Origin of the sequence: Enterococcus sp. AZ015, assembly GCF_050499225.1 — a bacterium.
GTDB classification, from domain to species: Bacteria; Bacillota; Bacilli; order Lactobacillales; family Enterococcaceae; genus Enterococcus_D; species Enterococcus_D entomosocium.
Genome location: NZ_JBMHEX010000001.1, coordinates 1,065,001 through 1,078,634, shown reverse-complemented (window position 1 = coordinate 1,078,634; position 13,634 = coordinate 1,065,001). Strand labels below are relative to the sequence as shown.

Sequence of the window (13,634 nt, the reverse complement as noted above, 5' to 3'; positions counted from 1 at the left end):
CACGTAGAAAGGAACCCCCTTCTACGTGCCTTTTTTGATTCTTCCAAATGATTGGCAAAATCCTTACTTTGCTTCATTTTCCGCAATGATATCTGTGACCTTCATCAAGCGGGTCAATGTTGCTCGTTCGTCTTCTGCCAGATTGCTTTCGATGTATTGAATGGTTTCCGTCAGCTTGGGAATCGTCATATACTCTAACGCATTGACTCTTCGCCTCGTCCGCTCGATCTCATTGGCCATCAGTTGACAGGTTTTCTCGATTTCGGCCAACTGAAGCATCACTGGCAGCATCTGATCAAGATGAGACAACGAGAGATCCAGCTCACTGGTGGTACTTACAAAACCGTAGGAAAAGTCATCATCGGAGCTCTCTTCTTCGTAAACAGGATTTAACACTGGCACATCCATATTCATGATGGTCCGACTTTGTACATCTAGGGTCACTTTATTTAAAGGGATCATAAATGCTTCTTGCAAAACGACATCGGGAATACTACTAGAAGCCAGCACATACTCTTCCATCCCTGCTTGCAGCGCAGTTTCCATTTTTTTACGAAGCTCCTGGTTTTTCTTTACTAGCTGAATGAATTGGCGCACCAGCTCATCTTGCTTGTCTTTCAATAATTTGTGACCACGGGTTGCCGTCGTCAGCCGTTTTTTCAAACGACTTAGTTCCATCCGAGTTGGATTGACATTTAAGATCGCCATTAAGAACTCACATCCTCGTCCGTTGGGTAATAGGCGTCGATAAATTCTTCTTTGATACGGCTCAACTCTTGTTTTGGCAAGGTAGCTAATAGCTTCCAGCCTAAATCTAACGTTTCTTCAATCGTCCGGTTGGTTTCAAATCCCTGGTTGACATACTCTTTTTCGAAAAGATCTGCAAAACGCGCGTACTTTTTATCAAGATCAGACAAGGCAGACTCTCCTAAAACGATCGATAACTCTTTGGCAGCTTTCCCATCGGAATAGGCGGCATAAATTTGATTCATCGTTGCCGCATGATCTGCACGGGTCTTACCTTCTCCCGTTCCTTTGTCCTTCAACCGAGAAAGACTTGGCAAAATATCCACTGGCGGATTGATATTGCGTTTGTAAAGGTCCCGCGACAAAATGATTTGTCCTTCTGTGATATAGCCAGTCAAATCAGGAATCGGGTGGGTTTTATCGCCATCTGGCATCGTTAAGATCGGAATCTGTGTGACCGATCCTTCTTTGCCCATCAAACGTCCTGCCCGTTCATACAGTGTAGCTAAGTTGGTGTATAGATACCCTGGGTAGCCGCGACGTCCCGGAACTTCTCGGCGGGCAGCAGAGATTTCTCGCAATGCTTCGCAGTAGTTCGTCATATCGGTCATGATCACTAAGACGTGCATGCCTTTTTCAAAAGCCAAATACTCTGCTGCAGTCAATGCCATCTTAGGAGTAGCGATCCGTTCGATTGCTGGATCGTTGGCAAGGTTCATAAACAAAACAGATCGATCTAATGCACCGGTTTTGCGGAATTCATCCACGAAAAATTCAGCTTCTTCAAACGGAATCCCAATTGCTGCGAAGACGATCGCAAAATTGCCTTCTTGGTTGGGTACTGTTGCTTGTCGTGCGATTTGAGCAGCGATCTCTTTATGAGGCAAACCAGAAGCAGAAAAGATTGGTAATTTTTGTCCACGAACTAATGTATTTAAATGATCGATCGTTGAGATCCCAGTTTGGATAAATTCATCCGGGAAGTCCCGTGCCATCGGATTGATGGCTTCACCGTTTACATCGATGCGTTTTTCGGGCAAGATTCTCGGGCCATTATCTTTTGGTTTTCCTAAACCGTCAAAAACCCGACCCATCATATCTAGAGAAACCCCTAAAGTTAAACCAGTTCCTAGAAACCTTGCTTTGCTTTCTTCAGCACTCAAATTACTGGTACCTTCAAATACTTGGACAACAGCATTGTCATCACTGACTTCCAGTACTTGACCTTGACGGATCTCGCCTGTGTCCATGCGGACCTCAACGAGTTCGTCGAATTTAACGCCTCGAACATTTTCGACCACCATTAAAGGGCCGGCAATTTCGGAAACTGTACGATATTCTTTTAACATCAATGAACACCTCCAGTTTCAATGATTCGTTGTAACTTTTCTTTGATGTCATGCTTGATCGTATCCAAGCGGGTCAATTCTTCTTCAGGAATGTATTTGCTGCGGGCGATGCGCTCACGCAGATCAACCGTTCCTTTTGTGATCTCATCTAAGTAAGCACCTAGCTGCAGTGCACGTTGGGCTTGTTCATTAAAGTAAAGAATATTCTCCAACATTTTGAACTGCTTATTGCGAGATGTATACGTGTCAACGTCATCAAAGGCGTTTTGCTGCAAGTAATCTTGTCTCAAAGAACGGGCTGTCATCATTGTCAAACGGTCTCTTTGAGAAAGAGAATCCATCCCTACCAATTGAACGATTTCTTCTAAACGGCTTTCTTCTTGGAGAATCGCCATTGATTCATTGACTAGCTCCGACCAGCGATCGCCTAATAATTGATCTAAATAAGAATTGATTTGATCTTCGTAAAGGGAATAGGAATTCATCCAGTTGATGGAAGGAAAATGCCGTTTTTGCGCCAGCATACTATCCAATGCCCAGAAGACTTTCACGATTCGTAAGGTATTTTGGGTGACCGGTTCTGAGATGTCTCCACCAGCAGGTGAAACCGCACCAATTGCGGTAATGCTTCCTTCCCGAGGCTGTGTGCCTAATGAATGGAAACGCCCTGCTCGCTCATAGTATTCCGCAATTCGACTTCCAAGGTACGCCGGATAGCCTTCATCTCCTGGGATCTCTTGCAATCGTCCACTCATTTCCCGCAGCGCTTCTGCCCAACGTGATGTTGAGTCTGCCATGATAGCAACACTATAGCCCATGTCACGGTAATATTCTGCAATCGTGATTCCTGTATAGATTGAGGCTTCCCGAGCAGCAACTGGCATATTCGACGTATTGGCGATCAAGACCGTTCGTTCCATGATGGACTTGCCGGTATTTGGGTCGATCAGTTCAGGAAATTCATTCATAACATCCCGCATTTCATTGCCTCGCTCGCCACAGCCGACATAGACAACGATATCCACATCCGACCATTTAGCAATTTGGTGCTGAACAACCGTTTTTCCGGCACCAAATGGTCCGGGAACGGCAGCTGAGCCGCCTTTTGCCACTGGAAAATAGGTGTCGATGACGCGCTGACCAGTGACCAGCGGTTCGCCTGGATTTAATTTAGCAGTAACGGGACGTGGTTGACGAACCGGCCATTTCTGAACCATCGTCAAGTTTTTTTCACCCTCAATGGTTTCTAAGACACAGATCACTTCAGTAATAGCAAAATTCCCTACCATGATTTCTTTGACGGTTCCTTCATAGTTTGGTGGCACCATGATCTTATGCTCGATCACTGATGTTTCTTGTACTGAACCTAAAATGTCGCCACCTTGTACGGTATCACCGACTTGTACTTGAGGGACAAAGGTCCATTTCTTTTGGCGATTCAGTGGATCGATGGTAACCCCTCGTTCCAAAAAATCACTTTCTGTTTGCGACATAAACGTATCTAATGGTCGTTGGATCCCATCAAACATCTGAGTCAACAAACCTGGTGCTAGTTCGACAGACAATGGTGCGCCTGTCGTTTCCACGGGCTCGCCTGGTCCGATTCCCGCTGTTTCTTCGTATACTTGGATCGAAACCAGCCCTTTTTTGATCTCAATGATCTCACCGATAAGGCCCTTGTCACTGACTTTGCAGATTTCGTGGATTTTTGCGCCACTTAATCCTGAGGCGGTGACCAGTGGTCCCGATACTTTTTCAATTGTGCCAAATGCCACATTTATTCCTCCTAGCTGGCTGACTTGTCTGTTATGAATCTAATATATTCATTCCTACCGCTTTTTCCACATTTTGCTGAATTCGTGCCATGCCGATCCCTAAACTACCCGTACTACTTGGAATCGGAATGATCGCTGGTGTCGGTACTTCTTCATAGCGGCGAACGATCGGTTCTAATTGTTCGATCAGTCGCTCAGTCAAAAAGATTACCCCATAGGCTTCAGCCATTTCTTCTAGTTGTTGGGCGGCTTCATCCAAATCGCTGACTGGAAAGATGTCGATCCCTAGCCCTTTGAAAGGCAAGATCGAGTTCTTACCACCCATCATTGCTATTTTTTTATGCATAACTATCACGCACCCGACTTCTTAAAATCTCTTCCGGCACCTTATTGATTTTCCCAATCAGGAGAATACGCAAGTTCTTGCTTTCAATTTCCTTGGCGTACAAGTACCCTGCCAATGCTGAAGGGCCAAAAGGAACAATTTTATGTTCTTTGAGCTTCGCCATTAGAAAATTGTCTTTGCGTATATCAAAGGTATTCAAGGTCTTCTTCTCTACCAACTCTTCATAGCTGTGATTGATCAGTTCTTTATAAGGAGTCCCTTGCAAATATGCCACAAATGCCTCAAGGGAAGTCGTGATCTCAGCTAACAATTCTTTTGCAGGTAGGTTTCCATGATCGGCTAAAACTGCGCTGATAAAGCCGCGCTTGCGTTTCATCGCGTAACTGCGCAACGTTGTTGAAATGTTGAAAATATCGATTTGTCGACGAATCAAGCTTTGCAGCAGATCGTCGTCGTATTCTTTGCCAATCGTCCACAATTGTTCCCAATAGTGGTTATCAAAGATGATGTCGATCGATTGGACCTCATGGTAGTTCTCAATATAAGAGAAGACTTCTTCCACACAATCAACCATCTCTTTGGCAACAAGATTGCTTTTTCTGGTCTTGACCAGATCCTTAAGGACGGAAAGCGGCTGGGTACCAATTGGGACAAGATATTCAGAAAAATCTTCTTGCATGTACGCCGCTTTTACCAAGACTTTCAGATTTTGATAGTCATATTTCAAAGCAAAGAAATCAACGATCGCTTTTTCCGGTGTCAGCTGATACATCGTGTCATATACCCGTTTCAACTCCGCCATCAACACATGTTCAAAGTCGTGTACACGATCATCCTCGTTGATGAAGTCACCATAAACCGTTTCTTGCAACATACCGTAGATTTCTTCTGCGCTAGCAGCCGAGAGCATCCGCTCATAGCGGCTGCGATCGAATAATTGCGATTCATACGTCCGAATTCTCGTATTTAAGGTATTGTATTTGATGTCATTCATCTGTTTGCACCTGCTTACTGTTCAAAAATCAATTGCAGTAACGTATTGCTTAACTCTTCTTTGTTGGCTTCTAGTAGCGCATCAAAAGTAAAATTCAACTCGATCGCTTCTTGTCGCAACAAAAAGCCACCCTTACGAGGGATCGTTTTATTTACCAGTTTCAGCTGAACATCTGGGGCAGATGCCTGCAATTTAGCGAGGAGCTCCTCATCCACTAAATGGCGGGTCTTCTCACCTAAAAGCAACTCAGCCTCACCAGTTAACCTTGCATTCGCCAAGCCATTAGCGATAAACGCATAAAATGCTGCTTGATCCATCGTATTTAAACGGGTCAAAGCCTCAGTAAACAGCTCATCTAAAACCGACTGCTTTGCTGCCAAGACCTTGTTTCTTGATTGAATATGCACATCTGAGATTTCCAAATACATCGCCGCACGTTTTTCTTTTTCATAAAAAGCTAACCGCTCACTAAGCTCTTTTTCTAATTGCGTTCGCTTCAAGTTTTCTTGATTTTCACTTTCTTTTTTCGCTTCTTTGATTTGCAGCTGGTATTTCTTTTCCGCATCAGCGGTTATTTTGTCAGTTAAACGTGTAATATCAGACATTCACTTTTCCCTCCTCTTAATTCAAGACAAGCAAGAAGGAAATAACGAACCCTAAAATACAATACGTTTCCATCATCGCTACCAAGATAATTCCTTTGGTCACATGTTCTGGTTTTTTGGCTAAAATCTGCATCGCAGCACTTGCGGCACGTCCTTGCCATTTTCCGGCTACGATCGCTGTTAATGCGATTGGCAATGAAGCAATAAACAAGTACAATCCGCGATCGAATGAGAGCGAACCGCTGATTTGACCAAAGATCATAAAGGAAATTACGAACCCGTATAACCCCTGAGTACTAGACAGCAACTCTAAGATCAACGCTTGTCCGAATTTCTCTGGCTGCTCTGAGATCAAGCCTGACGCTGCTTCACTGGTCATCCCAACACCAATCGTTGATCCGATACCGCCGCAAATCGTTGCGGTCGCTACACCTAAAGCTGCAAAAACAATTCCACCATTTTCGTAAAAGAAACTAATCCAATTTTCCATTATTGTCCTCCTGTAACTTCTCTTCTGAGATGATCTCTACATAGTTTTCATTTGATTTGAAGGGGTCAAAGGCACGTCCGCCCCCCGTAAAGAATTTTCCAAAATACTCTAAATACTGCAAACGGATACCATGAACATACGCACTAAGGTAACTTAAGAAAATATTTAGGCCATGCAATGCCACAAATAATAAGATACCAACCGTAAACCGGGCTGCTGGCGGCAGGTAGCTGATGATCAAGTTGAAGGCTGAGGCGATACTTCCGCCGGCAACCCCTAACGCCATCAGACGGGTGTAACTGATCAAGTCACCAACATAATTGGTCACATCCATCAATCCGTACAATCCAGAACCGATTTTTCCTGCTAAGGTTTTACCTTCTAAACTGCCTCCGATGGCCACTGCTAATAGACTGGCAGCGATCATTACGATCCCAATCATTTGTAACGGTGTGTCAGGGAAAAGCAGCATTCCTGCGGCAACAAAAGCCACACTGATCAAAAAGACGATCCATGAACCGGCTTGGAACATCGCAGCCAGTTTCTGGTCTTTTTTCTTCCATAGAATATAGAATTTCAGCGCCAAACCAAACATGATCTGGATGTACCCAAAGATCACGGATAAGACTAAGATCTGGTTGACATCATCCTGGGCAGACAACAGTTGGAATGAGAATTCAAATCCGAAGAAGTTTCCATAGATCAAGCCCCAAATAATCGTGGGGATCGAGCATAACTGAAAGAGGGTCAAGTTTTGTTCCAGCCCTTTGCTGAGGTGGAACAGCTTTTTCCCAAGAAACGTCGCCAGAAACAAAAGCAAACCATAGCCAAAATCGGCAACCATCATCCCGAATGCCACCATATAAAAAGGCGCCATAAATGGTGTCGGATCTAACTCGTCATATTGCGGCAAGCTGTACATCCGAACAAGTCCTTCAAAAGGTTTGATCCAACGTGCGTTTTCTAATAAAATCGGCACATTACTAATCTCTTTTTCCGTCACTTCTTGGTATTCGAGGTAATAGTTATCCGTGGTTCCTTTTTTGATGCGTTTTTCTAATTCGGCCGTTCCATCAACAGGAACCCAGCCAGAAAGCGAGACCGCATGAGTAGAACGTAAAAGCATCTTATTGCTTTTTAAGCGGGTGATTGCTCCATCTAAATACTCGGCAACGATCCGCAAAGTTTCTTGCTCGTTTGTCATTGCACGAAGAGAGGCTTTGATCTCTTTTTCTTCATCAATTAAACGTTGGGATTTTTCTTTCATCGTTTGCAGATCTTCTTCTGGGATGCCCTCATAAGGGTAGATGTATTGCTCAAAGGCTACTTTTTTAAGAAGTGAAGTTACTTTTTCTTTTACATCTTTGTGGAAAAGGACCAGTAAATAAGTGGTTGTTTGTGATTGATAAACAGTTTCCACATAGACGAGCGGCAGCTTCTCACTGTTCGTCGTAAAGTCAGCCATTTCAGAAGTGGGAATCGAACCTAGCAAGCCACCTGATTTTTTTAATTCCTTTAAAACCGCTGGACGCTCTTTAAAATACTTCCAAATCGACAGCTCTGCTTCTTGTGCTAATACATCGCGTTTTTCTTGATCGATCAAGCGAAGACGTTTGTCTTGTTTACGAAGGGTCTGGCATAATTCTTGCCAGGGATAGGTGTGGGCTGTTTCAGCCAATTCTTGAAGGGTATATTTTTTGATTGGTTGCCGCAGTTGTGCCAGCATTCCTTTTTTGGGTACATATTCTTCTAAAAAATTTAAGCTCCAGTTGACTTGACCAAACTGGTTCTCCATTTCTTCTTCAGACTGTTCCTCGCGAACCGGTGTCAAAACACCCGTCGTTTCTTCAGAATCGTAGTATTTCTCCGAAGAAAGCAGTTCTACGCCCTGAAAGTCTTGCAGCTGCTCTAAAACAGCTTCTTTCTGATCGTAAAAGGTCAACAGACTGAACTTTTGCATTTTTGCAATTGCCATTTATGTCACAACCTTATTTATTATTATTGCCAATGCTTCTTCCTTTAACTCATTAGGGATCGTTCGTAGTGTTTCCACTTCTGCTTTCGTTTTAGCCATGAGCGGTTCTTTTGACTGTGTTAACTCAGCTGCGATTTTTTGATTGATTGCTTCTTTTTGTTGGGCTTCTTTTTCTGCCAACTCTTTTTTAAACGCCTTCAACCGTTCTTCGCGTTCTTGTGCCAATTGTTTTTTTTCTGCTTCCGCTTCTTGGTTTTTATTTTCAGCAAATTGCTCTGCTTCTTGTAATAATCGAATTGCATCTACTGCCATTTTCTCACCTGCTTTCCCTTTTTTTCCGCAAAAAAAACCACTACAAATCAAGCATATGGCATTCGCTGATCGTAGGGTGTCAAAAATCAATAAGTGGCAAATACCTTCACCTATTTCCGTTTTCTAATATAACCGTACCATAAATTTAGCGATAGAACAAGGTTCCTAGCGTTTTTTTATAGTCTTTACATATAAAAGTCACAAAAATTACACATTTTCACAAAAAGAAATCCTTTTCAATTTATAGGGGGTTAAATGATGACAAAAAAGAAAGATTAGAAACAGAATGCCGTTTCAAATCTTTCTTTTATTTTTCTCTCTTCTATTTCTTAACTTTCATAATTTCAAAGCAAAAATCCGTAATTAAAATAACAAAGATTCGTCCTACTCACGAATAAATGGCATACTCATACAGCGTGGACCTCCACGTCCGCGAACCAATTCACTTCCTGAGATCTCATTCAACTTGACGCCTGCCTCTTTTAACAACCCGTTGGTGATGGTATTGCGGTCATAGACCACGACTTCCCCTGGGGCGATCGCCAATGTATTGGAACCATCATTCCATTGTTCTCTGGCTGCTGCCGCTAAGTCGTCACCACCACAGCGAATCAAGTGTACTTCAGGCAAATCTAAATAACGGCAAAGAATGTTTTCCAACGTATCTTTTTCCTCATATACTCGCACACCGTCCTTGTGTTTAGTGATTGAATACAGCGAAAGTTCTCCCTCGATTTCTGGATGGATCGTGAACTTATCATGATCCACCATCGTAAAGACCGTATCTAAGTGCATAAATTTTCGTTCTTCACCAATATTAAATGCCAAGATATGTTCAAAACTCGGTTCTGTAGCAAAAATCGTTTCGGCAATTTTTTCGATAGAAGCAACCTCGGTTCGTTGAGAGATACCGATCGCCACGATTTTATCAGATAAAATCAGCTGATCGCCGCCTTCCATCCGCGTCGTTTCGTCCCGATGATACAAAAAGTTCGTCTCATTGCGGGAAAACATCGGGTGGTGCGTAAAAATTTGTTTTCCGTAGAGGGTTTCTCGTCTTCTCGTTGCAGAATACATTCGATTCAAGGAAACGCTATGACCAATCGTAGCAAACGGATCTCTCGTGAAATACAAGTTTGGCATTGGATCGATCAAAAAAGGATATTCCGTTTCAACGATCGCCGTTAACTTGCTAGCTCTTGGAATTTCTACCTCACTTTTTTTCAAGCCCGCCATCGTATGATCGATAAAGGAGCGATTATCTTTGATCGACAGGAAAAAATTGCGCACTTCGTTGCGAATCTCTTCATCAAGGATCGTTGTCTCATTTAAATAATCTTCTAAAAAAGCTTCTTTGGCACCGGTCGTCGACAATGTCTCTGCAGCAAGATCTTCCAAATAAAGGACTTCCACCCCTCTGTTTCTTAACGTCTCGGCAAAAAAATCATGCTCTTTTTGTGCTTGGTCTAGAAAAGGAATATCATCGAACAACAAGCGATCAAGATAATCCGGCATCAAGTTTTCCAATTCTGCTCCTGGACGATGCAACAGCACCCGCTTTAAGGGCGCAATCTCAGAAAAGATCTGTATTGGCTGGTTCATGGACTTTTCTCTCCTTCTTGGCAATTTTGTAGAATAACTTATGTCATTCTTTTTTTTGATTCCACATCACATAATTATTCATTTCTTCGACTCATCGTGTTTTTTCTACTCGTGATTCAAAGTTTTTTCGGATCATATAGTTATAAACATGCATTTTCAAAAAAGAAATCCCCGATAAAAAAACAACTAATAAAGAATATAAATCCTATATACTTTAATTTACCGCCTTTTTCAATTGTATATTTTTGTTAAAAAAACAGCAAGGCAAAAGAACTGGCGGACTATAGCCCTAGTTGCGAAACCAGATTGAACTATCTTTGTTTTTTTGGATCATTTCATGATTTTCAAATGATACCGCTATCAAACAGATGAATATTTGATATGATTCAAGTATCTTGATACTAAAGAAACGTCTATAAAGGAGCGATTTGATGAAAACGCAACGTCAGCTTTACTATGGTGCCGACTACAATCCTGAACAATGGTCTAAAGAAGTCATTCTTGAAGATATGCGCTTAATGAAAGAAGCAGGTGTGAACTATGTAAGTATCAATATTTTTGGCTGGGTCAATCTGCAGCCAGATGAATCCACCTATGATTTTGACTTTCTGGACTGGTTGATGGATCTTTTATATGAAAACAATATCATGATCGACCTAGCCAATGGAACAGCTTCTCCTCCCGCTTGGCTTGTTCAAAAACACCCTGAGATGCTGCCTGTGACCATTCATGGCAATCGACTGGTTCATGGTGCGCGCCAGCACTACTGTCCGACTTCCCCTATCTATCGTCAATATGCCGCCGATTTGTCTGAAGCAGTCGCAAACCGTTATGCCAATCATCCAGGGCTGGTCATGTGGCATATCAATAATGAATATACCTGTCACATCCACGAGTGTTATTGCGATCATTGTCGGAAAAGATTTCAGACATGGTTAGCAGAGAAATATCTGACCATCGCTGGATTGAATGATGCTTGGTCAACGAAGTTTTGGAGTCAATCCTATGGCAGCTGGGAGGAAATTTTCTTACCAGAGGCAATGCCAACCTTCAAAAATCCTGCACAGCAATTAGACTACCGTCGGTTTCTTTCCGACATGAATCTGGAACTTTATCAAATTGAAAAGGCGGCGATCGCAAAATATTCCCATGACATTCCTTATATGACCAATCTTATGGGCTTACACAAATACGTAGATGGATTTAAATGGGCACCTGAAATAGATGTGGTCAGTTGGAATTCGTACCCGAATCCCTTTGAAAAAAACCCTTACCCGCAATTTCTTGCTAACGATTTAACCCGCAGTTTGAAGAAAAAGCCATTCTTGATCATGGAGCAAGCCACCAGCGCCGTTAATTGGCGACAAATCAACGGGGCCAAGACCCCCAACCAGCTGCGTCTTTGGAGTTATGAAGCGCTAGCTCATGGTGCTGATGGTATCATGTTCTTTCAATGGCGACAGTCTCGTGGCGGTGCGGAAAAATTTCATAGTGCGATGGTGCCTCACGGAGATCCTCAGTCAAGCCGTATCTTTCGTGAATGTGCACAATTAGGCAACGAATTTTCGCAACTATCCGAAATCGTTGGGACGCGCTTCTTGGCTGATGTCGCAGTTGTCTTCGACTGGGAAAATTGGTGGGCGCTGGAATTGGATGCCAAACCAAGAACCTTAAAATACATTCATCAGTTACGCAGCCTGTATGCCGCACTAAGGGCGTTAAATCTGAGCGTAGACTTTGTCCATCCTTCCGAATCAGTAGACGGCTATCCTTTAGTGATCGCCCCAAATCTCTATTCAGCACCCGAAGCATTCGGTAAGAAGATCCATGATTACGTGCAACAAGGCGGTATCTTCTTGACCAATTTCTTTAGTGGGATCGTCAATGAAAATGACCAAGTCTATCTTGGGGGCTATCCAGGCTTGTTTAGAGACACATTAGGGATCATTGTAGAAGAGTTTTACCCAATGAAAGCAGCTACCCAGCATCAGATTGACTTTCAAGGTCATCGGAACGACAATTCTCTATGGGAGGAAGTCATTCATCTAAAAGGTGCGAAAGCTTTGGCAACCTTCCAATCCGGTTATTTGACCGATAAGCCCGCCATTACCATGAACCGGATCGACGATGGGTATGCGTATTACGTGGGAACAGAATTGTCTCTTGAAGGACTAACTACATTTTTAGCGACCATTCTGGAAAATCACAAATTAACGACTCATGCCCAGCACTTCTTGGCTGCTCCTACTGAAATCTCCGTTACCTGTCGCAAAGGTGCTGGCTATACACTCGTCTTTTTCTTAAACCATACCGAGCAGACAACAGAAGTGAAGCTGAAAACCGCTGGAGTAGACCTTCTAACCAAAGAAACCAAACAGTTGGCAGTTCTGAAACCAAAAGAAGTCGCAATCCTTAAGTATATTGATTGATCTAAGGAAAGAACCTCCATGAAGCGATCGCTTCATGGAGGTTCTTTTATTGAGGTTACTAGATTAGAAAGGTTCATTAGACAAACGACAGGCATTTTCTAAACAAGAGGCTATCTTTTGTCTTAGCTCTCCATCTCTTTTTTCTGAATAGTGATACTCTGGATTAGTCCAATGGGATTTGTCATACAACCAAACAGGTTTTTTTTTCGCTTCGCCGGTTTCCCATTCATAACGGGGAAAAAGATGTGCATGAAGAAAGTTATCGGTATTTCCCAATAGTTCATAATTGATTCTCAATGGAGAACACGCCTGTATTATAGCATCTCCTAAAAGAGTCATATCAGTTAAGAAAAACTGTCGCTCATTTAAATCTAGATCATTTAAAGAAGCCACCTCTCTTTTAGGTAATAATACACAATATCCAGGAAGAAATTGGACATCGCCATAAACAGCAAAACTGCCAGACAATTCTTTGATCACCATTGGATTTGTAACATCTATCGCTGATTTGATTCTATTCTCATACCATTTCAATTTGATCCCCCCTCTTTCCTGTTCCTTGCAGCTATTCATGTAAAAACTATACAAGATTTAGGAAAGGCTTTTAATAGTAACAAAACAAAAAAATCTTTGCTATATGAGTTGTCCTCCAAAATCGTATTTATAGACTTTTATAAACAAAAAAATGTATCAATCTTATAAAAGACTGATACATCAATGATACCGGCGGCCGGGGTCGAACCGGCACGCCCTCAACGGGCACTGGATTTTGAGTCCAGCGCGTCTGCCAATTCCGCCACGCCGGCATGTTGAAAGGTTAGTATTTAGTACTAAGGCGGTAACCGGATTTGAACCGGTGATGAAGGTTTTGCAGACCTCTGCCTTACCACTTGGCTATACCGCCATTATACTATTGCTGCAATCTACAATCAAGTGAAGATTGTACTGGGGTAGCTGGATTCGAACCAACGCATGACGGAGTCAAAGTCCGTTGCCTTACCGCTTGGCTA

Annotated in this window: 12 protein-coding genes and 3 tRNA genes (1 of these 15 running past the window's edge); 1 reads left to right on the top strand and 14 read right to left on the bottom strand. The window is 42.7% G+C overall.

The window, feature by feature from the left end:
- Positions 1-63: 63 nt before the first annotated feature.
- The 10 genes from IGK85_RS05060 to arcA all read right to left on the bottom strand — a co-directional run bounded on the left by IGK85_RS05060 (position 64) and on the right by arcA (position 10,195).
- Positions 64-708: a V-type ATP synthase subunit D gene (locus IGK85_RS05060; RefSeq protein WP_005229243.1), complete on the bottom strand. Its 645-nt coding sequence runs from the start codon at positions 706-708 to the stop codon at positions 64-66.
- On the bottom strand, positions 708-2,096 hold the full coding sequence (locus IGK85_RS05055; protein WP_008380992.1) for a V-type ATP synthase subunit B: 1,389 nt from the start codon (positions 2,094-2,096) through the stop codon (positions 708-710). The genes IGK85_RS05060 and IGK85_RS05055 overlap by 1 nt, the downstream gene beginning before the upstream one ends.
- Positions 2,096-3,871: a V-type ATP synthase subunit A gene (locus IGK85_RS05050; protein WP_008380990.1), complete on the bottom strand. Its 1,776-nt coding sequence runs from the start codon at positions 3,869-3,871 to the stop codon at positions 2,096-2,098. The genes IGK85_RS05055 and IGK85_RS05050 overlap by 1 nt, the downstream gene beginning before the upstream one ends.
- 31 nt (positions 3,872-3,902) lie before the next feature.
- Complete coding sequence (locus IGK85_RS05045; protein ID WP_005229240.1) at positions 3,903-4,217, bottom strand: V-type ATP synthase subunit F; 315 nt, start codon at positions 4,215-4,217, stop codon at positions 3,903-3,905.
- A complete protein-coding gene (locus IGK85_RS05040) occupies positions 4,210-5,211 on the bottom strand; it encodes a V-type ATP synthase subunit C (RefSeq protein WP_005237156.1) in 1,002 nt (333 codons plus the stop codon). The genes IGK85_RS05045 and IGK85_RS05040 overlap by 8 nt, the downstream gene beginning before the upstream one ends.
- A gap of 14 nt (positions 5,212-5,225) precedes the next feature.
- Positions 5,226-5,816, bottom strand: coding sequence for a V-type ATP synthase subunit E (locus tag IGK85_RS05035; protein ID WP_008380984.1), 591 nt, complete (start codon positions 5,814-5,816; stop codon positions 5,226-5,228).
- A 16-nt stretch (positions 5,817-5,832) separates the two neighbouring features.
- Positions 5,833-6,306: a V-type ATP synthase subunit K gene (locus IGK85_RS05030; RefSeq protein WP_005237160.1), complete on the bottom strand. Its 474-nt coding sequence runs from the start codon at positions 6,304-6,306 to the stop codon at positions 5,833-5,835.
- A complete protein-coding gene (locus IGK85_RS05025; RefSeq protein ID WP_008380982.1) occupies positions 6,290-8,281 on the bottom strand; it encodes a V-type ATP synthase subunit I in 1,992 nt (663 codons plus the stop codon). The genes IGK85_RS05030 and IGK85_RS05025 overlap by 17 nt, the downstream gene beginning before the upstream one ends.
- Positions 8,282-8,593: a hypothetical protein gene (locus IGK85_RS05020; RefSeq protein ID WP_008380980.1), complete on the bottom strand. Its 312-nt coding sequence runs from the start codon at positions 8,591-8,593 to the stop codon at positions 8,282-8,284. It lies immediately after the preceding gene.
- Between the two features lie 384 nt (positions 8,594-8,977).
- A complete protein-coding gene (gene arcA, locus IGK85_RS05015) occupies positions 8,978-10,195 on the bottom strand; it encodes an arginine deiminase (protein ID WP_008380978.1) in 1,218 nt (405 codons plus the stop codon).
- Positions 10,196-10,626: 431 nt separating this feature from the next.
- Here arcA and IGK85_RS05010 point away from each other — a divergent pair, with 431 nt between their 5' ends.
- A complete protein-coding gene (locus IGK85_RS05010) occupies positions 10,627-12,624 on the top strand; it encodes a beta-galactosidase (protein ID WP_008380976.1) in 1,998 nt (665 codons plus the stop codon).
- 63 nt (positions 12,625-12,687) lie between these two features.
- Here the strand turns inward: IGK85_RS05010 and IGK85_RS05005 are convergent, their stop codons facing one another.
- The 4 genes from IGK85_RS05005 to IGK85_RS04990 form a co-directional block, all read right to left on the bottom strand.
- A complete protein-coding gene (locus IGK85_RS05005; protein ID WP_008380974.1) occupies positions 12,688-13,158 on the bottom strand; it encodes an HIT family protein in 471 nt (156 codons plus the stop codon).
- A 187-nt stretch (positions 13,159-13,345) separates the two neighbouring features.
- Positions 13,346-13,430: transfer RNA gene (locus tag IGK85_RS05000), tRNA-Leu, on the bottom strand.
- 27 nt (positions 13,431-13,457) lie between these two features.
- Positions 13,458-13,528 (bottom strand) — tRNA-Cys (locus IGK85_RS04995).
- Positions 13,529-13,569: 41 nt separating this feature from the next.
- A tRNA-Gln gene (locus tag IGK85_RS04990) sits at positions 13,570-13,634 on the bottom strand; it runs 7 nt beyond the window's last position.

What these genes read in the sequence shown, in the direction of transcription:
- IGK85_RS05035 (WP_008380984.1), bottom strand. Translation starts at nt 5,816, where the DNA reads ATGTCTGATATTACACGTTTAACTGACAAAATAACCGCTGATGCGGAA.
- IGK85_RS05040 (WP_005237156.1), bottom strand. Translation starts at nt 5,211, where the DNA reads ATGAATGACATCAAATACAATACCTTAAATACGAGAATTCGGACGTAT.
- IGK85_RS05030 (WP_005237160.1), bottom strand. Translation starts at nt 6,306, where the DNA reads ATGGAAAATTGGATTAGTTTCTTTTACGAAAATGGTGGAATTGTTTTT.
- IGK85_RS05055 (WP_008380992.1), bottom strand. Translation starts at nt 2,096, where the DNA reads ATGTTAAAAGAATATCGTACAGTTTCCGAAATTGCCGGCCCTTTAATG.
- IGK85_RS05060 (WP_005229243.1), bottom strand. Translation starts at nt 708, where the DNA reads ATGGCGATCTTAAATGTCAATCCAACTCGGATGGAACTAAGTCGTTTG.
- IGK85_RS05010 (WP_008380976.1), top strand. Translation starts at nt 10,627, where the DNA reads ATGAAAACGCAACGTCAGCTTTACTATGGTGCCGACTACAATCCTGAA.
- IGK85_RS05020 (WP_008380980.1), bottom strand. Translation starts at nt 8,593, where the DNA reads ATGGCAGTAGATGCAATTCGATTATTACAAGAAGCAGAGCAATTTGCT.
- IGK85_RS05045 (WP_005229240.1), bottom strand. Translation starts at nt 4,217, where the DNA reads ATGCATAAAAAAATAGCAATGATGGGTGGTAAGAACTCGATCTTGCCT.
- arcA (WP_008380978.1), bottom strand. Translation starts at nt 10,195, where the DNA reads ATGAACCAGCCAATACAGATCTTTTCTGAGATTGCGCCCTTAAAGCGG.
- IGK85_RS05025 (WP_008380982.1), bottom strand. Translation starts at nt 8,281, where the DNA reads ATGGCAATTGCAAAAATGCAAAAGTTCAGTCTGTTGACCTTTTACGAT.